19 protein-coding genes and 1 pseudogene are annotated in these 20,925 nt (G+C 41.4%); 17 read left to right on the top strand and 3 right to left on the bottom strand.

Translation table 11 applies throughout. The features are described from left to right. Positions 1-8: 8 nt before the first annotated feature. Together ACYCS5_RS19885 and ACYCS5_RS19890 are read right to left on the bottom strand one after the other, a co-directional pair. Positions 9-959, bottom strand: a complete 951-nt coding sequence (locus ACYCS5_RS19885) for an ABC transporter permease (protein WP_029517553.1) — start codon at positions 957-959, stop codon at positions 9-11. Position 960: 1 nt separating this feature from the next. Then, positions 961-1,887 (bottom strand): ABC transporter permease, encoded by a 927-nt coding sequence (locus tag ACYCS5_RS19890; protein ID WP_029517552.1) that lies wholly within the window; start codon positions 1,885-1,887, stop codon positions 961-963. 318 nt (positions 1,888-2,205) lie between these two features. On the opposite strand from ACYCS5_RS19890, the gene ACYCS5_RS19895 reads away from it, so the two are divergent. The 14 genes from ACYCS5_RS19895 to ACYCS5_RS19960 all read left to right on the top strand — a co-directional run bounded on the left by ACYCS5_RS19895 (position 2,206) and on the right by ACYCS5_RS19960 (position 16,626). Further along, positions 2,206-2,973: an amino acid ABC transporter substrate-binding protein gene (locus ACYCS5_RS19895; protein WP_459760033.1), complete on the top strand. Its 768-nt coding sequence runs from the start codon at positions 2,206-2,208 to the stop codon at positions 2,971-2,973. A gap of 39 nt (positions 2,974-3,012) precedes the next feature. After that, positions 3,013-3,672, top strand: coding sequence for an amino acid ABC transporter permease (locus ACYCS5_RS19900; RefSeq protein ID WP_029517550.1), 660 nt, complete (start codon positions 3,013-3,015; stop codon positions 3,670-3,672). A gap of 15 nt (positions 3,673-3,687) precedes the next feature. Then, positions 3,688-4,440 carry an amino acid ABC transporter ATP-binding protein gene (locus ACYCS5_RS19905; protein ID WP_029517549.1) on the top strand — a complete coding sequence of 251 codons (753 nt, stop codon included), beginning with the start codon at positions 3,688-3,690 and terminating at the stop codon, positions 4,438-4,440. Between the two features lie 285 nt (positions 4,441-4,725). Then, complete coding sequence (locus ACYCS5_RS19910; RefSeq protein ID WP_029517548.1) at positions 4,726-5,940, top strand: radical SAM protein; 1,215 nt, start codon at positions 4,726-4,728, stop codon at positions 5,938-5,940. Positions 5,941-5,962: 22 nt separating this feature from the next. Continuing rightward, complete coding sequence (locus ACYCS5_RS19915; protein WP_029517547.1) at positions 5,963-6,397, top strand: pyridoxamine 5'-phosphate oxidase family protein; 435 nt, start codon at positions 5,963-5,965, stop codon at positions 6,395-6,397. A 3-nt stretch (positions 6,398-6,400) separates the two neighbouring features. Continuing rightward, complete coding sequence (locus ACYCS5_RS19920; protein WP_029517546.1) at positions 6,401-7,126, top strand: class I SAM-dependent methyltransferase; 726 nt, start codon at positions 6,401-6,403, stop codon at positions 7,124-7,126. 21 nt (positions 7,127-7,147) lie between these two features. Then, the gene (locus tag ACYCS5_RS19925) at positions 7,148-8,515 is read left to right on the top strand and encodes a glutamate-cysteine ligase family protein (protein WP_069012388.1); all 1,368 of its coding nucleotides are present in this window, start codon (positions 7,148-7,150) and stop codon (positions 8,513-8,515) included. Between the two features lie 13 nt (positions 8,516-8,528). Then, complete coding sequence (locus ACYCS5_RS19930) at positions 8,529-9,809, top strand: ATP-grasp domain-containing protein (protein ID WP_029517544.1); 1,281 nt, start codon at positions 8,529-8,531, stop codon at positions 9,807-9,809. Then, positions 9,790-11,448, top strand: a complete 1,659-nt coding sequence (locus ACYCS5_RS19935; RefSeq protein ID WP_459760034.1) for a B12-binding domain-containing radical SAM protein — start codon at positions 9,790-9,792, stop codon at positions 11,446-11,448. Before ACYCS5_RS19930 ends, ACYCS5_RS19935 begins: the two co-directional genes overlap by 20 nt. Positions 11,449-11,464: 16 nt before the next feature. Beyond that, positions 11,465-12,703: an ATP-grasp domain-containing protein gene (locus ACYCS5_RS19940; protein WP_165150039.1), complete on the top strand. Its 1,239-nt coding sequence runs from the start codon at positions 11,465-11,467 to the stop codon at positions 12,701-12,703. Continuing rightward, a complete protein-coding gene (locus ACYCS5_RS19945) occupies positions 12,704-13,939 on the top strand; it encodes an MFS transporter (RefSeq protein WP_165150041.1) in 1,236 nt (411 codons plus the stop codon). Between the two features lie 3 nt (positions 13,940-13,942). Then, positions 13,943-14,767, top strand: coding sequence for a hypothetical protein (locus ACYCS5_RS19950; RefSeq protein WP_165150043.1), 825 nt, complete (start codon positions 13,943-13,945; stop codon positions 14,765-14,767). Between the two features lie 4 nt (positions 14,768-14,771). Continuing rightward, positions 14,772-15,785 (top strand): peptidase U32 family protein, encoded by a 1,014-nt coding sequence (locus tag ACYCS5_RS19955; RefSeq protein ID WP_029517539.1) that lies wholly within the window; start codon positions 14,772-14,774, stop codon positions 15,783-15,785. A 1-nt stretch (position 15,786) separates the two neighbouring features. Then, positions 15,787-16,626, top strand: a complete 840-nt coding sequence (locus tag ACYCS5_RS19960; protein ID WP_165150045.1) for a hypothetical protein — start codon at positions 15,787-15,789, stop codon at positions 16,624-16,626. A gap of 164 nt (positions 16,627-16,790) precedes the next feature. On the opposite strand, the gene ACYCS5_RS19965 is transcribed toward ACYCS5_RS19960, so the two are convergent. Beyond that, complete coding sequence (locus ACYCS5_RS19965; protein ID WP_340887063.1) at positions 16,791-16,868, bottom strand: hypothetical protein; 78 nt, start codon at positions 16,866-16,868, stop codon at positions 16,791-16,793. A gap of 800 nt (positions 16,869-17,668) precedes the next feature. Between ACYCS5_RS19965 and ACYCS5_RS19970 the strand changes: the two genes are divergently transcribed. The 3 genes and pseudogenes from ACYCS5_RS19970 to ACYCS5_RS19980 all read left to right on the top strand — a co-directional run bounded on the left by ACYCS5_RS19970 (position 17,669) and on the right by ACYCS5_RS19980 (position 20,446). After that, positions 17,669-18,307 (top strand): glycoside hydrolase family 11 protein, encoded by a 639-nt coding sequence (locus tag ACYCS5_RS19970; RefSeq protein WP_025720875.1) that lies wholly within the window; start codon positions 17,669-17,671, stop codon positions 18,305-18,307. A 288-nt stretch (positions 18,308-18,595) separates the two neighbouring features. Further along, positions 18,596-19,338: pseudogene (locus ACYCS5_RS19975) on the top strand (formylglycine-generating enzyme family protein); the annotation flags it as partial. A 355-nt stretch (positions 19,339-19,693) separates the two neighbouring features. Continuing rightward, positions 19,694-20,446: an alpha/beta fold hydrolase gene (locus tag ACYCS5_RS19980; RefSeq protein WP_318628273.1), complete on the top strand. Its 753-nt coding sequence runs from the start codon at positions 19,694-19,696 to the stop codon at positions 20,444-20,446. Positions 20,447-20,925: the final 479 nt, after the last annotated feature.

A 20,925-nucleotide genomic window follows, 5' to 3' on the forward strand; every position in this document is an offset into this window, starting at 1 on the left:
CTCTGTTGTTAATGTTGTGAACGCGGGTCAAGTGCATCCTGAAGCCCATCTCCAAGCGTATTGAACGCTAGCATGGTGAGCGATATCATCAGCCCGGGGAAAAATAGGCGCCACCATTGACCGCTTAAAATAACGCCAAGTGAATCGTTAGCCATCGTCCCCCAGCTGGCCGAAGGAGACTGAATCCCCAAACCGAGAAAGCTCAGGAACGATTCGGCAAAAATAGCCGACGGAATAGTGAACGTTAAATTCACGATAATGATTGCCGCTGCGTTTGGTAGCAAATGTCTGAAGATAATACGCGAATGAGATGTCCCCAAGCTACGGGCTGCCAACACATATTCCTGCTGCTTCAGCTGTAAGATTTGCCCACGTACTACACGTGCCATACCGACCCAGCCAGTAATAGATAATGCAATAATCATCGTGAGCAGACCGGGCTTCATAATGACGAGCAGCAGAATGATGACTAGCAGATAAGGAATACTATACAAAATTTCAATAATACGCATGAGAATGCTGTCGATCCGGTCGCCCGTTTTACCCTGCCCAGCACAATAGCCAGCAACACAGCCGACGAGAATGCCAAGTACCAAATCAATGGCGGCAGCGGCAAAGCCGATCATGAGTGAAATTCTAGCCCCGGCCCATGTCCGTGCCCATACGTCCCTCCCCAGATCATCCGTGCCAAACCAATGCTCTTTGGAAGGAGAGAGATTCGTCTTCAAAAGAGATTGATCACTCGGTGCATAAGAAACCATGGAAGGTCCAACAATCGCCAGCACAATAATCATGATTAGTAGGGAAAGCCCCAAAAGAGCAAGCTTGTTGTTGAAAAGTCTGCGTAGCCGATCCCGCCAGAGTGATTCTTTGGGTCTGGTCAACGTGGCGGTGGGGATCTGGCTGCGGTCTACAAGACTGAACAGACTGTCCTTTTCGACAGTAGGTGCTGCTTTCATGTTAATCTCCTTTACTGACTAATTTGATTCGTGGATCGACAAGGCGATAGGAAATATCAATTAAAAATAAAGTAACGACTAGAATGGAACTGTAGAAAATGGTCGTCCCCATAATCACTGGATAATCCCGGTTAAAGATACTATCTACGAAGTATTTACCGATGCCGGGAATGGCGAATATTTTTTCAACGACAAAGGTACCTGTAATGACGGAAGCGAATAGCGGTCCGATAAAAGAAAGCACCGGAACCAACGCGTTGCGTAATCCGTGACGCAGAACTACTGCCCAAGAAGACAACCCTTTCGCTTTGGCAGTGCGTATGTACTCCTCATGCATGACTTCCAGCATACTCGTCCGCATAAAGCGGGCGATAACGGCAAGAGGTGAAACAGCGAGAGCCAGCGATGGGAGCACCGTATGCTGCCAGGTTCCCCATGAGGCGACCGGAAGAAGGTGCCATTGAACGGCAACATACTTGATTAGCAACGGTGCCAATATGAAGCTGGGTACGGAAATACCAACAATGGCGATAAACATCGAGATATAATCCAGTGGTCGATTATGGTGTAGAGCAGCCAGTGTTCCAAGCGAAATTCCGGCAATAATCGCGACCACGATGGATTGAATACCGAGCAATGCAGAAGGTGGAAAACCTCGGGCGATGAGCATATTGACGTCCGTCGTTTTCGATTGAATAGACGGGCCCATATCCAGTACTAGCAGATTTTTGAGATACAGCACATACTGCACAGCGAGCGGCTTGTCCAGATTGTACCTGGCACGCATGTTTTGCAATACCGCTTCCGGAATGGTTTTGGAATCGTTCGAGAATGGGTCACCCGGAATGATGTGCATGATGATAAACGTTAAAGTGACGATAATCCACAGTGTAATGAACATCGTAAAAAGACGCTTTAAAATGTACATAGGGCTTAATTTCTCCTGTCTATCAAGCTGATTTACATACTATTGCTGCTGAAAATTTAATATAAGTAAAAGTATATAAGAATACTAGGAAATAATAAGACGGTTTAGGTGACATGTCAAGGTAAGGTTTTACATTATAGAACACAGGTCAAATTTTCGTCACAGGTTTTCCATTTATATAAGGCTAAGATTCCGCTCATTCCTCTCGACGAGTATCCTGCGGTGTGTTATGATGATACTCTGATAACGTGTTAACGAACTAAAGCGTTTGCCACCTGTTCTTGGATACGGGGGTCACCATTGTTGGAGGGGAATAAGATGAGAAAAGCAGCCATGTTTACGATGTTAATTGGATTGATGATGATCGTGTTGGCCGGGTGTTCCGGCGGTAAGGATGACAGTAAATTGATTATTGGCATTGATGATAAATTCGCCCCGATGGGCTTTAGAGATGAAAATAATGAGCTGACCGGCTTTGATATTGATTATGCGAAAGCGGTCGGGGAACAAATGGGTAAACAGGTGGAATTTCAGCCGATTGACTGGTCTGCCAAAGAATCCGAGCTGAACAGCGGACGTATTGATCTCATTTGGAATGGATACACCATTACGGATGAACGTAAAGAAAAAGTGCTGTTCACGAAGCCATATCTGAAAAACAGTCAGGTCATTGTCGCTCCGGCTACTTCCAGTCTTTCCAAGCTGGCTGATTTGACGGGCAAAACGGTGGGACTCCAAACGCTGTCCTCAGCAGCCGACGCACTGGATGCGAATCCGATCAAAAGTAAATTGAAGCCAGTGTCTGAGTACCCGGATAACGTTCTTGCTTTGACAGATCTGAAAACCGGTCGCCTGGATGCAGTTGTTATTGATGAGGTTGTTGCCAAGTATTATATGTCCAAGGAACAAGGGACGTATAAGCTGCTTGATGAATCATTGGCCCCTGAGGAATACGGCATCGGTGTGAAAAAAGGGAATGAAGAGCTGTTGACGCAGTTGCAATCCGCTTTGGATGAGCTGCACAAGAACGGAAAAGCTGCTGAAATTTCGAAAAAGTGGTTTGGTGAAGATAAAGTATTAAATTAATACGTAGTGTATTGAACTAAGGTTTAGGAGTCGAAGGTCATGAGTATGGAATATATTTTACGAATTATGAAGCCTATGCTTGAAGGGGCACAGATGACGGTTATTTTATTTTTCATCACGCTCATCTTGTCTATTCCATTGGGTTTTGTCGTTACGTTGCTGGCCAAAAGCCGGATTAAGCCAATCGCTTGGCTGATGCACACGTACATTTATGTTATACGCGGCACGCCGCTTTTGCTGCAATTATTGTTCTTTTGTTTTGGTCTGCCGATGTTGCCTGTCATTGGGGAGTATCTGGTAATGGATCGGACAACGGCTGCCGTGCTGGCATTTGTATTGAATTATGCGGCTTATTTTGCAGAAATTTTTAGAGGCGGAATGTTGTCGATTGATAAAGGGCAATACGAGGCTTCGCAAGTGCTGGGCTTGAGCAAGTCGCAGACGCTGATAAGAGTCATTGTGCCGCAAATGGTACGGATCGCTTTGCCTGCGGTAACCAATGAGGCGACAACACTAGTAAAAGATACGGCACTACTGTATGCAGTAGCGGTACCGGAACTGCTGCATTTTGCCAATACGGCTGTAAACCGCGATTTCTCGATTGTACCTTATGTTGTAGCAGCGGTTATTTATTTGTTGTTAGCTTTGGTGCTGACGCTATTCTTCAGAGCGCTGGAAAAACGTTTTAAATTCGAGTAAAAGGAATGTCGGGATATGAATACTAATGCAATAGAAGTTATCGATTTGAAAAAATCGTTCGGCAAGCTCGACGTTCTGAAAAGAGTGAGCTTTAACGTTAAAGCGGGCGAGGTTGTAGCTGTCATCGGTCCTTCAGGTTCAGGGAAAAGTACCATGCTCCGTAGTTTAGTACACCTGGAAGATGTGACGGGCGGGACGATCCGCATTCATGATAAAGCACTGGTGGAAAACGGTCAGTACGCTCCGGCAGGTGACATTAAAGGCATTACCACCGGTATGGGCATGGTGTTTCAGCATTTTAATCTGTTCCCTCACTTGACGGTGCAGGATAATCTGGAGTTGGCTCCGAAGCTGGTGAAAAAGGTGAGTAAGGCTGAACTGCGCCGCCAAAGCGCCGAACTGCTGGCCAAAGTCGGCTTGGCGGATAAAGCTGACGCGTATCCGTCCCGATTGTCGGGTGGACAGAAGCAGCGCGTGGCGATTGCCCGGGCAATGATGATGAATCCAGATATTTTGCTGTTCGACGAGCCGACCTCGGCCCTTGATCCCGAGCTGACAGGCGAGGTGCTGCGGGTCATCAAAAAGCTGGCTGAGGAGAATATGACGATGGTCATCGTGACCCACGAGATGAATTTTGCGCGAGATGTGGCGGATCGTGTCATTTTTATGGATAATGGCGAAATTGCAGAATCCGGTACACCGGAGCAGATTTTCGGTAATCCGCAGCTGGAGCGGACGAAGGTGTTTTTGAATCGGGTAGAAGCTTAGCCCAAGATGCATATCATCTTTGCATACTTGTGTATATGTGTTTTATATCTCCCAAAAGCGACTTTAAAGAAGTATTCTGATGTAAGCTGAAGCAGGCTATTTGAGCTCTGTTAAGCGAACGAAGAATGCTTTTTTTTTTTTTTGAAATGGTTCTTATTCCAGTAAATGTGATCTATTTCATATGATTGTGTAAGAAATGGGGTTTAACATGTAAAACATGCTACCACGATTTAAACAAATTCTGTTACTAGCTCCACAATTTAAAAGTGGAAGGTTGGGATTTGAATGATTGATCGTTTTCACATTTATTGTCACATTCCGTTTTGCAAGAAGCGCTGTCCATACTGCTACTTTACAGCCAAATTTTCGGAAGAGGAGATGATTAACCTCGATGTAATGGATGAGTATGTTAAAGCCTTGAAAGTGGACATTGAATGCACTGAATTTCCAAAATCAGCAATCACCTCGATAGTTTTTGGTGGAGGAACCCCATCCCTCCTAAATGAAAGTCAGCTAGACACTATTATAAATTCCATTCGAAATAGGATTACCCCAGAACAATTTACCCACATGAAATTTATGGCGTACGAAGTTTCCCCAGATACCGCATCCAAAGAAACCTTGTCTATTTTCAGGAGAAAAGGATTTAATCGTGTAAGTATCGGTGCCCAGTCTTTTAATAATGAAGAGCTCAAATTGCTGGGACGGCCCTATTCACGAGAAAAAATTATAAAGGCTGCAAGCCTGATCCGAGAAATTGATTACGACATGTTAAATATTGATCTGCTAATCGGAATCCCGGGGCAGACGCAGAGCACGGTCATGGAAAGCATAAGGGATACAGTGAATATACGACCGGAACATATTTCGGTTAGTCTTTTCTACTCCTCTTATCCAGGGGGAAAGGAATTTGTCGAGCGATGCGAGAAAAGAGGAAAGCATATTTTAGCATTGTCCGATAAAATCTCAGTTTATGAAGAAGTGTGCGGATTTTTACAACAAAACGGATATATAAGAGTAGATAATACTGTTTTTTCTTTACCAGATTATATATTTCCTTATGAAAAAGATGCTATAAGTGAAACAGAGCCGGTGTTGGCTTTTGGACCCGGATCTGCGGGATATTGGGATAATAATCGTGTACGCTTCACACCTCCTTATATTAAAAATTATATAGAACTTCCACATTCAGTCGAAGAAGAAATTACAGTCGATAATTATGCGTTTACGATTGTATGGGGGCATTTGAATGCCTATGGAAAAATCGAGGAACGAACGTTAGAGCAGTATCTAGGAGTTAATTTTGAAAAAGTAATGGAAATGGAGAAAGATGTTAATATTCTTTTGTCCGTTTTAATTCAAGAAAATCTGGTGGAACAACAAGACTCGGCTTACATATTAAAACCAGAAAGTCTAAATCGCGCGATTGTACTAATGCATTATATAAGGGATGGCTGGGGATACAAGCTCATGACTGCCCCGGATGAAATTAAAAACTAAGAGTAAAGTGAAGGTGAATACAATGAATCAAGAAGAATATTCAAAATGGATTAAAAACGTTTCTATTGCCTATCTGGCAACGTATGATTCATTCAATAATCAACCTCATGTAAGACCTGTAGATGCGGGGACTGTTCACAACGGATATATATATTTCTCTACCTTCAGCAATACAGATAAGGTTGAACAAATCCGGACGTGTGAGAATGTGGAGCTTACTTATTTTGGAGACGGGGCTCAGCTCAGAATGGCAGGTAAGGCCAAACGGGTGAGTGAAAAGAAGGAAGAAGATCTATTTTTGGAAAACAACCCTATGATAAAAGAAACCTTTAGCAATGAGAAAAGAAATCAGTTTGTATTGTTTCAAGTCACACCCCATGCAGTAAGATTTATGGGCGAGGAAGATCATCAATACTCTCCTGTAGATTGGAAGCAGACGGACCGGATAGGCATGTGACTCATGGAGACAGACGAACTGATTTTTGATTTTCTAGGTCCGGATACGATTGAAATGCAAAAGTTTATTGGTGATGTCTGGCCTGAGAAGATACATGCAAGGGTTTTGGACCTGGCTTCAGGGAGTGGTGAACACTTATTTGGTTTTATAAACAAGTCTATTGAATCTGTAACTGTAGTTGATCGTTCGCCGGAATCGTTGCAATTGTTGCTCAACAAGCATAACGATCATGGAAATATGATTAATACGGTATGCTCTGACTTAAATGATTGGTCTTGCCCTCAAAAATTTGACATCGTACACATTGGGGATAATTCTATCCAAATGTTCCCTGCGTATAAAAACCAATTTGATATTTTTAGAGTAATTGCTTCAAGTTTATCAGCCGAAGGGGTTGGAATGGTTAATGTTACGCCAGTGACGGAACATCAAATCATGGAATATGGCGGGGCACCTAAAGTGATTAAATCACTGACTATCGACGGGGAAGCATTTGAAGTATATGGAGAAGTCAAAATCGATGTTTTTAATCAGATCTTAATGATGTATTTCACAGTTTATAAAAATGAAAATGAAACCAGCCGTTGTACCTGTCGATGTCGGATGTTATTGAAACATGAAATAGAGGAGATGGCAAAGGCTGCTGGACTAAAAATAGTGCAAGTTAAACAACAGAAACTTAAACGGGGAAACGATTCTTACTATTACCTATTGCAACTCAATCAATAGAGCAAATGGGAGAATAAGGGTATGTCCAAAACCGTTTCATTGAATCCAACGGCGTTAATGAACAGGGCTTTTTTACGACAACTTAGACAGCTTGAAAAAAATATTTTGGTTACTAAAAATAATTTATCCGGAATTATGGGTTTTGAAACCGAATACCTTCTTTTTGATTTTGAGTTTAATTTGGTAGATGAAAAGGTCCGGAATCGTGTAATTGAAAATGCAACATTTATAAAACGGGAAATAGGTGCCAGCCAAATTGAATTGGTATCCCGTCCTTTCACACTTGCAGAGGGACTTGAAAATCTTATAAATGAAATGCAGGAAATGGAGCAAGAGGCGGCAGCCATAGCACATGCCCAAAATAATAGACTGGCGCGTCTTGGTACCTATCCTGGTTCATTTACTGACTTGGAAATTACAGATGACCGGGAAAATTATCAAATGATACTTGACCAGTTTAAAAGTTCAAGAAAACATCACCTTGAGCTTCATTTGGGAGAAGTTGATCTATCAAGTCGTGTTCATGAGCTAATTAGCGGGTGTCAGTCGACACAAATGAATGTACAGGTTAACTATAATCAGGCTGCTATTGATCTTTTGAACAAGACGATTGAGATCTCACCTCTCTTTATTGCCATTGGGGCCAATTCTCCGATTTTGGACAGGCGATTAACCGGATTGCTCGAAACTCGTAACCTGATTTGGGAGATTGGTTATGATTTGCGGACCTATTCTGAATTTTTGGCAGCTCTGTCTACTCGCGTTTCATTTCCTCATCAATATTATGCAAATTTCCATAATTATTGGGCTACTTTGTATCAACAAAAACATATGAAATCCGATCCACGGTATGCATTTAGCCTCAATCAAAAAATGAATTGGAAAATTGCGAGATTAAAACTGGTAGGTGGCAGCGGTAAGCCCACAGCATGCTTGCTTGAAACGCGATTTATACCGATCCAGCCAACACTTCGGGAAGATATTGCACTGCATCTCGGAGTCTATGCGCTTTTGGATTTAAGCTTAAGCAAAGGCGGAGAAAGACTTCTTCCCGTTACTTTTGTGAAGGAAAACTTCAGGAGGGCTTCATGCTACGGAATTGACTGTGAGCTTTACTATTTTACATCCGACGGTAAAAGAATCACTGAGTATGCGGCCACGGAATTAATAAATAGAGCTGGCGAGCGTATTTGTGATTATTGGAAAAGAAAATCTTCTTCAACTGCAACACTTGTGGAAGAGGTACTAAGCAAGCGACTTAGAGTAGGCCCTCCTGCCTTATCACTAATAAACAATATCAGGGGGAACTCGAAAAATACACTTCTTGGAACCCAAGAAATAAAGCGAATAGTGTCGCAAAATTGTATTCCTGTCAATGAAGGATCGTAAGGAGGACTTTGGTATGTCTGCTAATAGTTCAAGGGCTATATTTTTACTGGAGCCTTGTTTTTTTGGAGAAAAATATATTGAATTTGCCGCTGAACTTGAGTTGATTGTAATTGTCATTCGAAGAGAAGGCGGCCCCAAGGTGGAGAAGGCGCATCTGGTACATTTTGAAATCATCAGTGACATTACAGATGCCGAGTCTACTTACTTGAAAATGGAGTATTTTTTCAGTCAGCATCCGGATATATCCCGCAACTCGGGTATTGTACCTGGCCACGACTATGCAGTACCGGTCGCCGCGATTATCTCCCAAAAGTTTGGCTGGAATTCCATTCGCCCAGATGTAGCCCATAATGCCCGCAGCAAAGAGTGTATGAGAAACGGGCTAAAAGGTTCTCAGTATGTATCCAATCCAGATTACCATTTGTATCACAGCGTATCCGAACTAAAGGAGCAGTTGGACCAGATCCAATTCCCCGCTATTGTTAAACCCGTTGATATGACAAGTAGTATGTTAGTCAAATGTGTGCAAACATCTGAACAATTAATTAGGCAGGCCGAAAAGATTATTCAGAATGAGGATAACTTCGGTTATCCATCGAATCTTTCATTTCTAGTAGAAGAATATATCAGAGGCCAGGAATATAGCTTCGAGGCTTTTATGTTTAAAGGTGCTTGTAAATTTGCCCATATTACTGAAAAAATGAAAACTCCCCTTCCTTATTTTGTTGAGCTACAGCATACTCTTCCAGCATCTATGGAATCTTCAAAATACACTCAATTATTAAACAGCTTCATAAATCTTATGGCTGAGCTTGGAATTACAGAAGGACCCTGTCATTTGGAATTTGTGCTGTCCAGGGGACATATTTATATTATCGAATATTCTACTCGTCTTGCAGGGGACCGCATAACTGATTTGTATAGCTTGAGTTACGGAGTAAATCTGCATAAGGCTTCGATTTTGTGCGCTTTGGGAGAAAGACCGGATGAGTACCTGCATGAAACCCGAAACGATATTTCAAGAATCCGTTATTTCCATCAAAAAAGTGGAAAAATCAAACAAATATCAGGGGTGGAAGAAGCCAGACGTTTGCCGGGTGTCATAGAGATTGTTATAGAAAAGAAGGAGGGAGATACAGTACCGGATGAGATGACTAGCAGTATGGACAGATATGGTTTTTTTGTTCTTAAAGCTGATACTTATGATGAATTAGAGAAAGTGAGCCACCAAGTTGAAGATACGATCCAATTTGTGATGGAAAGAGAGACTACTTATGAAAAGCAAAAAGGATGAAAATCAATTCGAAATTTTGCTGATTAATCCACCCTTATGGTACTACCAGTCTGTGCCACCCGATATTACGGCTGCGGCTGCTTTATTACATCACCAAGGAGTGGGTACCAAAATCCGTGATTTAAATTTGGAATCATTTCATTACTTTTTTCGGGGGCGTTCGGACATCATCACTCATCTTACGGACGCTGAACTGTTTTATAATTTTGAACATTTAGAAGAAACCTGCCAAAAAATTGCTGAGATTTATGATCGTATTAGTGAACAGATTTCACCCGCGGTGCTGCGATGGAATTTATATGATCCGGGAGTGGATCTACGTAATATTGATGAGGTACTAAGGATTGCCGAACAGAAGGAACACAATCCATATTTTGATTTTTTCAAAGAAATTTTACCGGATCTTGTCCCTGAAGGCGTCAAGATGGTTGCTATTTCAATTTTTCATCCAGATCAGGTTATTCCCTTATTTTCGTTGACTTCATTGTTAAAAGAATATAACTCTAATCTACACATTCATCTGTTCGGCAATCTGGAGGATCAGATTAATACAAAAATATTAGTGCGAAATCTTCCAGATAAGGAGTATCATTTGTTGTTTTCTCATGTGGATTCGTTTGGCTTGGGAAATGAGCATTATCGATTGAGCGAACTGGTTAGAGCTGTTGAGGATTCATCTAAGTTGGAAGAACTATCTTGGTTACTTACTCAAAAAGAACTTCAACCTTATATTGAAGAAACTAATAAACACTATTACACCAATAAAATAACATTACCCGTTTTATCTTCTCTTCCTGCAAGTGCTCTAATGCCGGAAGAGGTTCTAAATGTAGCTGCGTCTGTAAGTTGTTACTGGAAGGGATGTACTTATTGCTCTATTAAAGAGCATGGTACTTATCAGAAAGAGAGTATTGAGAGTATCCTGCAATTAATGGAGAATTTTTCAAAACAACAGACATTTTCGGTATTACGATTCAGAGACTGCTGTATTTCACCCACAGATTTAGAGAAAATAGCAACTCAAATTGTAGAAAGGAAGCTTATATTATCCTGGGCCTGTCGTGCCAGACTGGAAAAGGGTTTTAATTCCCGATTGTTTGAACTGTTAAACCGTGCAGGATGCATCATGATCTCTTTTGGAGTAGAGACCTTTGAAACAAGGGTATCCAGACTGATGAACAAAGGAATAGATCTTGAATATGCGCCTGTGCTGATTAAGAGTTGTTATGAGGCTGGGATTGCAGTGAAATTAACAGCGATGATCGGGTTTCCAGGTGAAACCAGTGAAGAAGCTCTTGCTAATCAAGCACGGCTACGGGAACTGTTTCCCTATTGTATAGATATCCGATATAACCGTTTTATTCTATTTGAAAATTCTCCTATTGCTGCCGATCCTGCTATGTATTCCATTCAAAAAATACCTTTTAACAATCGCCAGCATTTACGATTTTATAGTGAGTTTAGCAGGGAAAGTGGGATGACACAGGTGCAAGCGGATATACAGGCTGCTGAGTTTGAACAGGAAATTAAACAAACTTATGCTTTTTTTCTGTCAGAAGAACATTTGCTTTTATATTTGAAAAAATGGGGACTTTCTTTTTGTATGAATCTTGTAAATGCCAGGTCTCTCTATCAATAAAACGAAAGGATTAGGGATGGATAAACATTATGTAATTTTCGCGAAATTCGAAAACTTTTCTCGTATTGTGAATGAAGGCTTGAGCTCTTTAAGGTATGAAAAAACGTTGATTACTAATAATCAACGTTTGATTGAGCGTTGTAGTGATCATTATCACCATTTCTTGTGTGTCGAAGATTTAACATCACCTCAAGTTGTTGAGTTTATACTAACACTGCATGATGAAAAGCCCGTGAACGGTATTTTTTCCGAGAGTGAGGATTTGGTGCAGTTTACCGCTTTGCTTAGAGAGCGATTGGGTCTTACGTGTGGAGTCATCGGGAGAGATGGTGATTTTTTTAGAGATAAGGTAAAGATGAAAAATCATCTTGCTCAAGAGAAAGTTATTCTTATTCCTGAATATCGAACCGTTCACCACTTTGCTGATGCAATCGACTTTTTATCTAAACATGCTCCCGAGGCCATTATTAAACCAATTGACGGAGCGGGGTCCCTTCATACGTTTCGGGTTCATTTGGATAACATCCACGAATATGAACAATTGCTTAACGACCATGCCGGAAAATTTGAGATTGAACAATATATTGATGGAAAAATGTTCCATATGGATAGCATTGTATATAATAACCAAGTTGCATTCACTTCAGTTGCCTGCTATACGCATAGCACTTTGGAATGCAGGGAGGGGAAGCCACTGTGCGGGTATTTTTACCCTGACCATGAGATGCCCTTGGTCCAACAGCTTATCGCGGCAAATAACAAAGTATTGAGTGCAATGCCGATCACAAGTGGAGTAGCTCATACTGAACTATTAGTCACTAAGCAGCAGGAGATCTTATTTTGCGAAACAGCGGCACGAATTGCAGGCGGAGGAATTATTTTTGGTATAGAGGATACATGTGGAGTAAACCCGCTACTGGAGGGGGCTCGCGCTTTTGTCGGCGAACAGCCGCTTTTCAATCAATATTATCCACAGACGAATGGCGGGTATCTGCTGCTCTATAAGAAGAAAGGAAGGGTTAAACACGTCACCCCAAGCTCTGACTTTCTTCAGATACAAGGTGTGAAGCGGGCTGATATTTTACCACAAGTGGGTGACTGCTTGTCTTTTAGCGGCAGTTCCGGTGATGTGGCTGGAGTTGTGACTTGGTCAGTTGATTCTTTTGAGGAAAATGAGCGTATTCGTAATGAGATTGAGCATTTATGGGAACTTGAAATGGAAGTAAGCCTGTTTGATGAGGAAGGGGAAGCGTAGGTGGTTAAAAAGTTTGAAAGTCAGGTCAGATTATTTGGTTTATTGAGGTTTCTGAACACATTCTATGTATATAATTCCATTTTGGTTTTCTATTTTAGTAATATGATTAAGCTTAACTATACCCAAATTGGGATTGTAATGGCCAGTTACTATACGGCATCCATACTATTTGACATACCCACGGGAATGATCGGAGACCTGATTGGGAAGAAAAAGGCTATCCTTATCGGAGCGGTTTTTCAATGTATTGGTATCTTTCTTATGGGATCATTACAAACTTATATGCTACTTATTATAGCTCATATCATTTTTGCATTGGGCTCATCCTTCATATCAGGTTCGGAACAAGGCTTGATTTATAAGCTTCATGAAAAGCATGACAAGCTTGATGTCTTGAACCGTAGCTACGGAAAAATTTTTTCAGCAAGTATTTTGTCTACGATTGCTGCTGCTCTTCTAAGCTCAGTAGTTATTCAATATAGCTATTCGGTTACTTTTTACATTTCGGCATTCTCTAATTTTTTAGCGGTGTTTTTTGTGTGTCTGGTTCATGAGGAGAGAGTTTATGAAGACAAAACAGGTAAAAAAGCGTTTCAACGAGTTCGCCCTCTACAAATAATGAAGGAATCCTTTCAGGAAATCAGAGTCAACAGGCAACTACTATTATTTTCTATTTACTATATATTCACAGCTATCATTCTAACCTCAGTATTCTTTCAATATCAACCCTATCTACAGCATTTAAAAATTTCACCGACTTTTTTTGGAGTTATTTATGCTCTTTTCGGCATTATTCCACTTATCTCTGCTCAGTTATCACATTTAATCAAAGGGAAGTATATATATATACTTAATCCTTTGATCCTTGCTGTTGTTTTTTTAGGGATGGCGTTAACCAAGTCCATTTGGCTTGGGATCGTATTGATTTGTTTGTTTCGGTTTAACTGGGGGATCATTATTCCAAAAATACAAAGTCACATTGATACCAGCATCACGAGCGAAACTAGCAGGGCGACAACCGTATCTACTGTGTACAGTGTACATAATCTTCTCCTATCTATGATGCTTATCATCAGTGGGCATCTTATTGAAAGCTACAGTATTGCTGTACTCCTGATTATCTATTCCTTGTTTAGCCTTTTATTTTGCTTGTATGTCTTCATTTTCCGTAGAAGCTACAACAACACAGAGGTACCCTCCAAAAGCACTTTAATGATGGATTCGAAGGAGTTGTAGTGGATGAATACCGAGGTCATCTTAATTCGCGTTTCCCCAAAAGCTGTTTTTAGCTATGATATCGAAAATGGTCATTTTCATAGGGAGAACCCCTACTCAGAAGTCACGGATTACAGTTATAGCTCGGAATTTAAACATCATAAAAGAGCCAATGACCTTTCTAATTTTGTGAAAATAGAGCGTGTTTATCAACTGGAAAACACGGACAAGGCTCAGGCCGAAATTGCCCAGCTTGCGCGCAGGTTACATCTGACTGATTTCAATGTAATTGAAGGACCGCTGGAACGTCCTGAATTCGTTGCAGACTACAGACCTAGTAGCCCAACAGCTTACCTGGATTTTTTTCTACAAAAATGGCACAGGGGCTGTAGTCCCTTGTATTCGGAGGAGGAATTGCAAGAGGGAGAAAACCACATTAAAAACTTGCGTCATACCCATCCTTCTTATGGTGAATTAAATGAGTATGAGTATATTGCAAAAATGCTGAGTATGTTGGACTCGAATCAAACCCAATTGTTTCCCTGCGAAGCTGGGGTACATTCTTTTCAAGTAAATGGTGATGGAGCGCTTTTTCGCTGCAATAGATATGCTAAGGCGGGCTTGGAGAAATCAAGCGACGAGATAGGATGTATCGATTCTGTGGACGATTTGGCACCTTGTAAAAGTTGTTTTTCAAGATATATGTGCGGAGGACGTTGCAATTTATTGATTAATCAGCTTCAGAGCAATGCATGTGTCCTGTTTCGGGAGTTTACAATTGTTTTGTTGAAAGCGATCATTAGTCATCATCTGGCTGAAAAATCGGCTGGAATTCTGGTAAAGGAGTAGACATATGCGAATTTGTACAGGATTAGTGACCATTGATGATTTAGTGCCTTTTATTCAGGCCGGAGCCGAAGAATTTTATTGTGGCGTCATTGATGAACAATGGTTGGATCGGTATAACTATATCGTTGCCTTGAATCGCAGACCTTGGCCTGATGCGAACTTTTCCAGTTTTGCTGAACTTGCGGAGGTCGTGAATATAGCGCATGCTCATGGGTGCCAGGTATTTTTTACGATGAACGAACACTGCTATAACAACCAGCAGCTTGGTATCCTGGATTACTATTTGGAGCAAGCTGTTCGTTGTGAAGTGGATGCTATTATTTTTGCTGATTTGGGCTTGGCCGGTTATTTTGCGGATAAGAAAACGAATGTGGATGTGCATATCAGTACAGGCGGCACGATTTTTAACTGTTACACAGCAGAAATGTACACCAAAGAATTTCATGCGGATCGGCTTATTTTGCCCCGTTCCTTGTCCATGGCAGAAATGAAAATCATAATTGAAAGCTCACCAAATACAGAGTTTGAGGTTTTTATCAAAAATGAAGGCTGTACTTATATAGATGGCTTTTGTAATTTTGTGCATGGGACTCGATTTATGAATAACAATGATGGGGTCATTTTTAATCCTCCATGTGTTTTGAGATATCAGGTTATTGAGAGTATTACGCCCATACCGTATGATGTACCACTGCTGGAGAAAAAGCTAAACTGGATTTTAGACAATAAGGGTGACTGTGGTGTGTGCAGCTTATATTATCTGAACCAATTATCGGTTGATAGCTTGAAATTGGTCGGGAGAGCTTCAGACAGAAGTCAGGTTTTAAGTGATATCAGGATGATAAAATCAGCGATAGATTTATGCGGCGAGGTGGCAAACTTCGAAGAGTACCATCACATGATTTCTTCGCAAATATGTCAGAATAGCTGGAAAAACGATCAATTGATTACACATTGCTACTACCCGGAAATTCTGGACCATGTAAATGGCATTCATAATGTTCAGGGGAGTGTATAATATGGAAAAAGCGATGATGGTTGACGACCTGCGTAAATTAACGAATGTGGAGAACCAGTATCAGCGTCTGTATTATGGACAGGAGTTTTGCCCGCGTACTTTCTTAACAGTAAGGGAGCTAAAATCAGTTATCAGCTTTTGTGAGCAGCACGACATGAAGCTAACCTTGATTACTCCTTATATGACGGATGAAAGTATGAACACGATTGTGAACATCTTAAAGGAAGTAAGTGAAGCATCTATTTTTGATGAGTTGGTGGTTAATGATTTCGGAATGTTGTATTTTCTTGAAAATCATTATCCCGGCCGCTTTAAACTTATTTTAGGTAGACTACTGAATAAAGCTAAAAAAAGTCCTTCTATTGCAAACTATTTTCCCAAGCTTGATGATGATTCGAAAATTGCCTTACAGAATACTGCGGGAGGGTTTGTCCCCAATATTAGGTTCATGCGTAAATATAAAATTTCTGCTATTCAATATGATAATAGAATACAAGGTAATAAGCTGGATATCAAAGACAATCATGATCTGGTAAATAATAATGATATTGATGATGCTGATACTGATGTGCTCCCTTTTAGCAGGGAATTAGTATACCCTTACGTACACATTACAACTGCCCGAAGATGTTTTTCCAGCATCCTGTATAGCAAGTCATCTATGTCTGAGTGGAAAACGTCATCATTATGCAATAAGAGCTGCAAGACTTGTCAAACAGTCCTCTATAATGATGTGATGAAAAAAGATATTATATTAAAAGGAAACTCTCTTTATTACGAAAATGCCAAGCTTCCCGTCAATTTAGCGGAGTATTCACGAATTATAACTCAGGTACTATAAATACTAGATCGGAGTGGTTTGCCCGCTTTTATTTTGAAAGAGCAGGTGGTCTAACCTCGCTGCTCTTTTCTGAACTCATTCGTTAAATCTTCCTATCCATTACTGGTTCCTTCACACTCGTTTTGGTATAAACTCGTGTTCCCCGCTAAACACTTCAATCATCGTTAATGCCCCGTTCGATAGCCGTGGATGAACGCTGCTGCCGAGTGTAGGGAAGTTGATTCGCTTAGTAAATCAAGCATGACTTCAATCTGTTCAAAATCGACTGCTGGTAGTTTATTTTTTTAGCATCTCCATAAGATCACTAATTTTTTAATTCACTTTTTGAGACTCAGTGTCGGTTGACTTTATTCGTTCACTGGGACGCCATTTCCTATAATGCATATCCTCCAAAACCATGTTCATCATGCCTCTCTATAAATTCTGTTTTACTAAGTCTTTATCCTCACGTAAATCCATCACCCAAGCCAAAGTTCACTACATGTGGAAGCTACATATAAGGTGAGCATTGAATTTATTCTTGGTCAGACAGGTAATCCTAAACGTTAAAGGTAAAATGAATAATTCCAGAAATAAAGCTCCCGCGGTGATGGGACTGACCCGATTTTGAACCAATGGAAAATCCTCAACAACAAAAGACTACAAAGGTGTCGGAGTACAAGACTTGATTCCATTGCCGAAAGGGACAAGAACTTGGTATCGTTGCTGATTAGGTGAATAGCTAAAAAGGAAAACATAAAAAATGGATTCGCATATTGCTCGAATTAATTAAAAGCAGCCAAGCCCTTCTTTCAACGTTACGGGACTCGGTATCTATTGTTGCCCTCGACGGGTTCTAAAATTTCAAATAAAGCTAAACATAATAGAGTTAAAGCTTTAATTTGCTAGGTTTATATGCAAACGCTATTATTCTATAATTTCACTCAGAAAGGAGGTTAAAGTAAAAAAATACGGAATATGGCACGGATAGGTGATATACTGCAAAGAGAATCAACCAACAAGCAAGTGTATGGGACAAACACAAAATTTTAGGAGGTAGAGTATGTTTAAGTTTAGTAAGAAAATGATGACGGTAGTTCTTGCAGCTTCCATGAGTTTTGGGTTGTTTGCAACAACCTCAAGTGCAGCGACAGACTATTGGCAAAATTGGACCGATGGCGGCGGGACGGTCAATGCTGTAAATGGATCAGGCGGTAATTACAGCGTAACATGGAAGGATACCGGGAATTTTGTTGTCGGCAAAGGCTGGACTACTGGATCGCCAAACAGAACGATTAACTACAATGCCGGTGTCTGGGCGCCGTCCGGTAATGGATATTTGGCTCTCTACGGGTGGACGAGAAACTCACTCATCGAATATTACGTCGTTGATAGCTGGGGGACTTATCGACCTACCGGAACGTATAAAGGTACGGTGACCAGTGATGGGGGCACATATGACATCTACACAACAATGCGATACGACGCACCTTCCATTGAAGGCCAAAAAACGACGTTTATTCAGTACTGGAGTGTTCGACAGTCGAAGAGACCGACCGGGGGCAACTCCACGATCACTTTCAGCAACCACGTGAAAGCATGGGCGAGCAAAGGAATGAATCTGGGAAGTAACTGGTCTTACCAGGTGTTGGCGACAGAGGGGTATCAGAGTAGCGGGAGCTCTAACGTAACGGTGTGGTAACCACTTAACTGCAAGCTGTTCAACGAACAGGCGCGGTTGGGGCTGTCTCACGGGATAAACGGGTTCCGAAAGCTGTCTGATAGGATTTACACGAATTGGTCCATGGAGGAAACAACGATCTCTAAGCATTGTAGACAGGCCGATGGCCGTTCTCCTCCAGTCTATCCGTCAGTGCGGATGCGTTGCAGGCCGTTACCTGCTAGACGAACGGCCTTCGACGCTGCTGGAGGCGAATTGCGGGCCGTCATGGCCTATCATTTTCCCTATCAGCTTAAAGGGGATATATCAATGAGAAAGCTATTAATTTTCCTTTTAATAGCACCAAGGGTTGTGATCAGCGCTTGTTCGCAAGATAAGCTTGAGAAAAGGGATAACCTTGTATTCGTGGAAGGTGGGACTTTTCAGAACAACAAGTACAACAACTCTGGAAAAAGCGTGGCCCTATCGAACTTTTATATCAACAAATATGAAGTAGTTCAAAAAGAGTGGGTTGAAGTCATGGGAAGTAATCCCTCGGTATTCATAGGCGACAGTTTGCCAGTAGAAATGGTGAGTTGGTATGACGTTGTGGAGTACTGTAATCAAAGAGGTATACGAGAGGGCTTAAAACCGTATTACAACATAGACAAGGATAATAAAAGACCCGAATAAATAAGGATGATAACGATAATATAAAATGGACAGTAACGATTAATGAGGGAGCTAACGGTTGCCGATTGCCTACAGAATTGGAGTGGGAATATGCTGCAGACGGAGGTCAGGCGAGCAAGGGCTACACATACAGCGGAAGCAATAATGCTGACGAGGTCGAATGGTATTGGAAAAACGCCGGAGACAAATACTTATCTGGAGACTGGAACTGGCCTATTATAGATAGCAACAATAATAAAACAAAATCAATCGATACCCGGAAACCCAACGAGTTAGGAATTTACTACGATATGTCTGGCAACGTAAGAGAATGGTGTTGGGACTGGTATGGAGACTTGGATAGCGAAAGCGGTTTCTACCGAGTTGTGAAGGGTGGCGGACAGCGACCGTCTAGGACTTTATTTTTTGTCCTCGGCTGTCGCTGTTCAATTTATAGAGCCAGTCTAATACTTTATTTTCTGCTGACAAAAGAGGGATTTAGAGGCATAAAAAATATTTTGGGTATGTTGAGTAGAAGATGGTCCAGGATATGTCTCCGCTATGTTTGTTCATCACTTTTCGCATAATCCCAGCAGCTCTCGTTCTCTATACACAAGATGACGAGGCATTAATTAAGCGACGGGCAGTTATTCAAAGTGACTTCATAGTGGATATCTTTTTTAATATAGACTGTATGTTCAGTCATGACTAAAATGGTAGCCAAGAAAATATTACCACATTGGGGAGGGGGACAAGGTGGAACTTTTTTACGAAATCGAGGGGAATGGAGTCCCTATAGTCATGATTCACTCGGGAGGTGTCGACTCAAGGGTATGGAGATATATGGTGCCTGGACTGGCAAAATCATTCAAGATCATTACCTTCGATGGTCGAGGAACCGGCCGCTCACCTGCTATGCAAGAGCCGACTTCACTTGTGGAGGATTTGCGCAAACTTCTTGAACATCTCGGACTGGATCTTGTCACACTTGTTGGCCATTCCATCGGTGGGCAAGTCGCGACTGATTTTACGTTATCATATCCTTCTATGGTTGAGCGGCTAGTGGTAATTGCCCCTTCATTAACGGGATTTGCATATTCGCAAGAATTTACCAATTATATGACATCGGTGAATGCGGTCGCTCCCGATATTACAAGACTTGTAGAGTTGTCCTTAGCCGCACCGATCTATCGGGCTACGATGGCTAGCCACCATCGAAGTTTTTTGACTGAAATGCATAATCACTACATGACAAGGGTATTCACCGAGTGGAGAAGCTTTGAGGTCCTTTGGCCAGAGGCGCCTTCGATTGAACGTTTAGAAAAGGTTGCAGCGAGTACGTTATTTATACAAGGAACCATAGAATGGCCGGATATGTACAATATCGCCGAGCACTTCAAGCGTGTACCTGCAATTAGGTTTGCCGAAATCAAAGGAGCCGATCATATGCTTGTCCTTACTCATGCGGAGGAACTAGCTAATAGCATCCGACAGTTTTGTCACAGGTGAGAACCATACGTGAATAGATTGGGTATCTCTTGAATCAAAGTATTATAATGGATGATAAGAAGTTTTGAAACTTAAAGGGCAACCCGGAAGAAACATCTTGGTGCTTGGAAGCGGCGGATGAGTGGAAAGCGGATGTTTACAGATAACATCAACACGATGTCTCTCAAGCATGTCTATACCAAGACCTTACATTAGGGAGCAGTTGAATTGACGTACCGACCATCAAAAGAAGATTAACGCTTTCCACCAAAAATCAGAAAGTGTTTAATTGAACTAACGGGTACATTAAGTTAAGTTGAAACAAAAAGGTTGCCGTGGCAGCCTTTTTTATTTTATGTTAGGCCTAGTAGGACCAACATACCAGTTGAGGCCGATTGGATCAATAAATCTGCCTTAAATGATGTGGGTTAGTATCCAATTATTAAAGGAGGATTAACGAAATTCAATATAAGGCTCCTTAACGTTGTAAATCCGCGTTT

The sequence above is a fragment of the Paenibacillus sp. SEL3 genome (assembly GCF_054602585.1).

Coding starts and splice junctions, on each gene's coding strand:
- ACYCS5_RS19885 (WP_029517553.1), bottom strand. CDS start 959: ATGAAAGCAGCACCTACTGTCGAAAAGGACAGTCTGTTCAGTCTTGTA.
- ACYCS5_RS19900 (WP_029517550.1), top strand. CDS start 3,013: ATGAGTATGGAATATATTTTACGAATTATGAAGCCTATGCTTGAAGGG.
- ACYCS5_RS19935 (WP_459760034.1), top strand. CDS start 9,790: ATGAAAAGCAAAAAGGATGAAAATCAATTCGAAATTTTGCTGATTAAT.
- ACYCS5_RS19920 (WP_029517546.1), top strand. CDS start 6,401: ATGGAGACAGACGAACTGATTTTTGATTTTCTAGGTCCGGATACGATT.
- ACYCS5_RS19915 (WP_029517547.1), top strand. CDS start 5,963: ATGAATCAAGAAGAATATTCAAAATGGATTAAAAACGTTTCTATTGCC.
- ACYCS5_RS19890 (WP_029517552.1), bottom strand. CDS start 1,887: ATGTACATTTTAAAGCGTCTTTTTACGATGTTCATTACACTGTGGATT.
- ACYCS5_RS19895 (WP_459760033.1), top strand. CDS start 2,206: ATGAGAAAAGCAGCCATGTTTACGATGTTAATTGGATTGATGATGATC.
- ACYCS5_RS19905 (WP_029517549.1), top strand. CDS start 3,688: ATGAATACTAATGCAATAGAAGTTATCGATTTGAAAAAATCGTTCGGC.
- ACYCS5_RS19960 (WP_165150045.1), top strand. CDS start 15,787: ATGGAAAAAGCGATGATGGTTGACGACCTGCGTAAATTAACGAATGTG.
- ACYCS5_RS19930 (WP_029517544.1), top strand. CDS start 8,529: ATGTCTGCTAATAGTTCAAGGGCTATATTTTTACTGGAGCCTTGTTTT.
- ACYCS5_RS19925 (WP_069012388.1), top strand. CDS start 7,148: ATGTCCAAAACCGTTTCATTGAATCCAACGGCGTTAATGAACAGGGCT.
- ACYCS5_RS19965 (WP_340887063.1), bottom strand. CDS start 16,868: ATGCTTGATTTACTAAGCGAATCAACTTCCCTACACTCGGCAGCAGCG.
- ACYCS5_RS19955 (WP_029517539.1), top strand. CDS start 14,772: ATGCGAATTTGTACAGGATTAGTGACCATTGATGATTTAGTGCCTTTT.
- ACYCS5_RS19970 (WP_025720875.1), top strand. CDS start 17,669: ATGTTTAAGTTTAGTAAGAAAATGATGACGGTAGTTCTTGCAGCTTCC.
- ACYCS5_RS19950 (WP_165150043.1), top strand. CDS start 13,943: ATGAATACCGAGGTCATCTTAATTCGCGTTTCCCCAAAAGCTGTTTTT.
- ACYCS5_RS19940 (WP_165150039.1), top strand. CDS start 11,465: ATGGATAAACATTATGTAATTTTCGCGAAATTCGAAAACTTTTCTCGT.
- ACYCS5_RS19910 (WP_029517548.1), top strand. CDS start 4,726: ATGATTGATCGTTTTCACATTTATTGTCACATTCCGTTTTGCAAGAAG.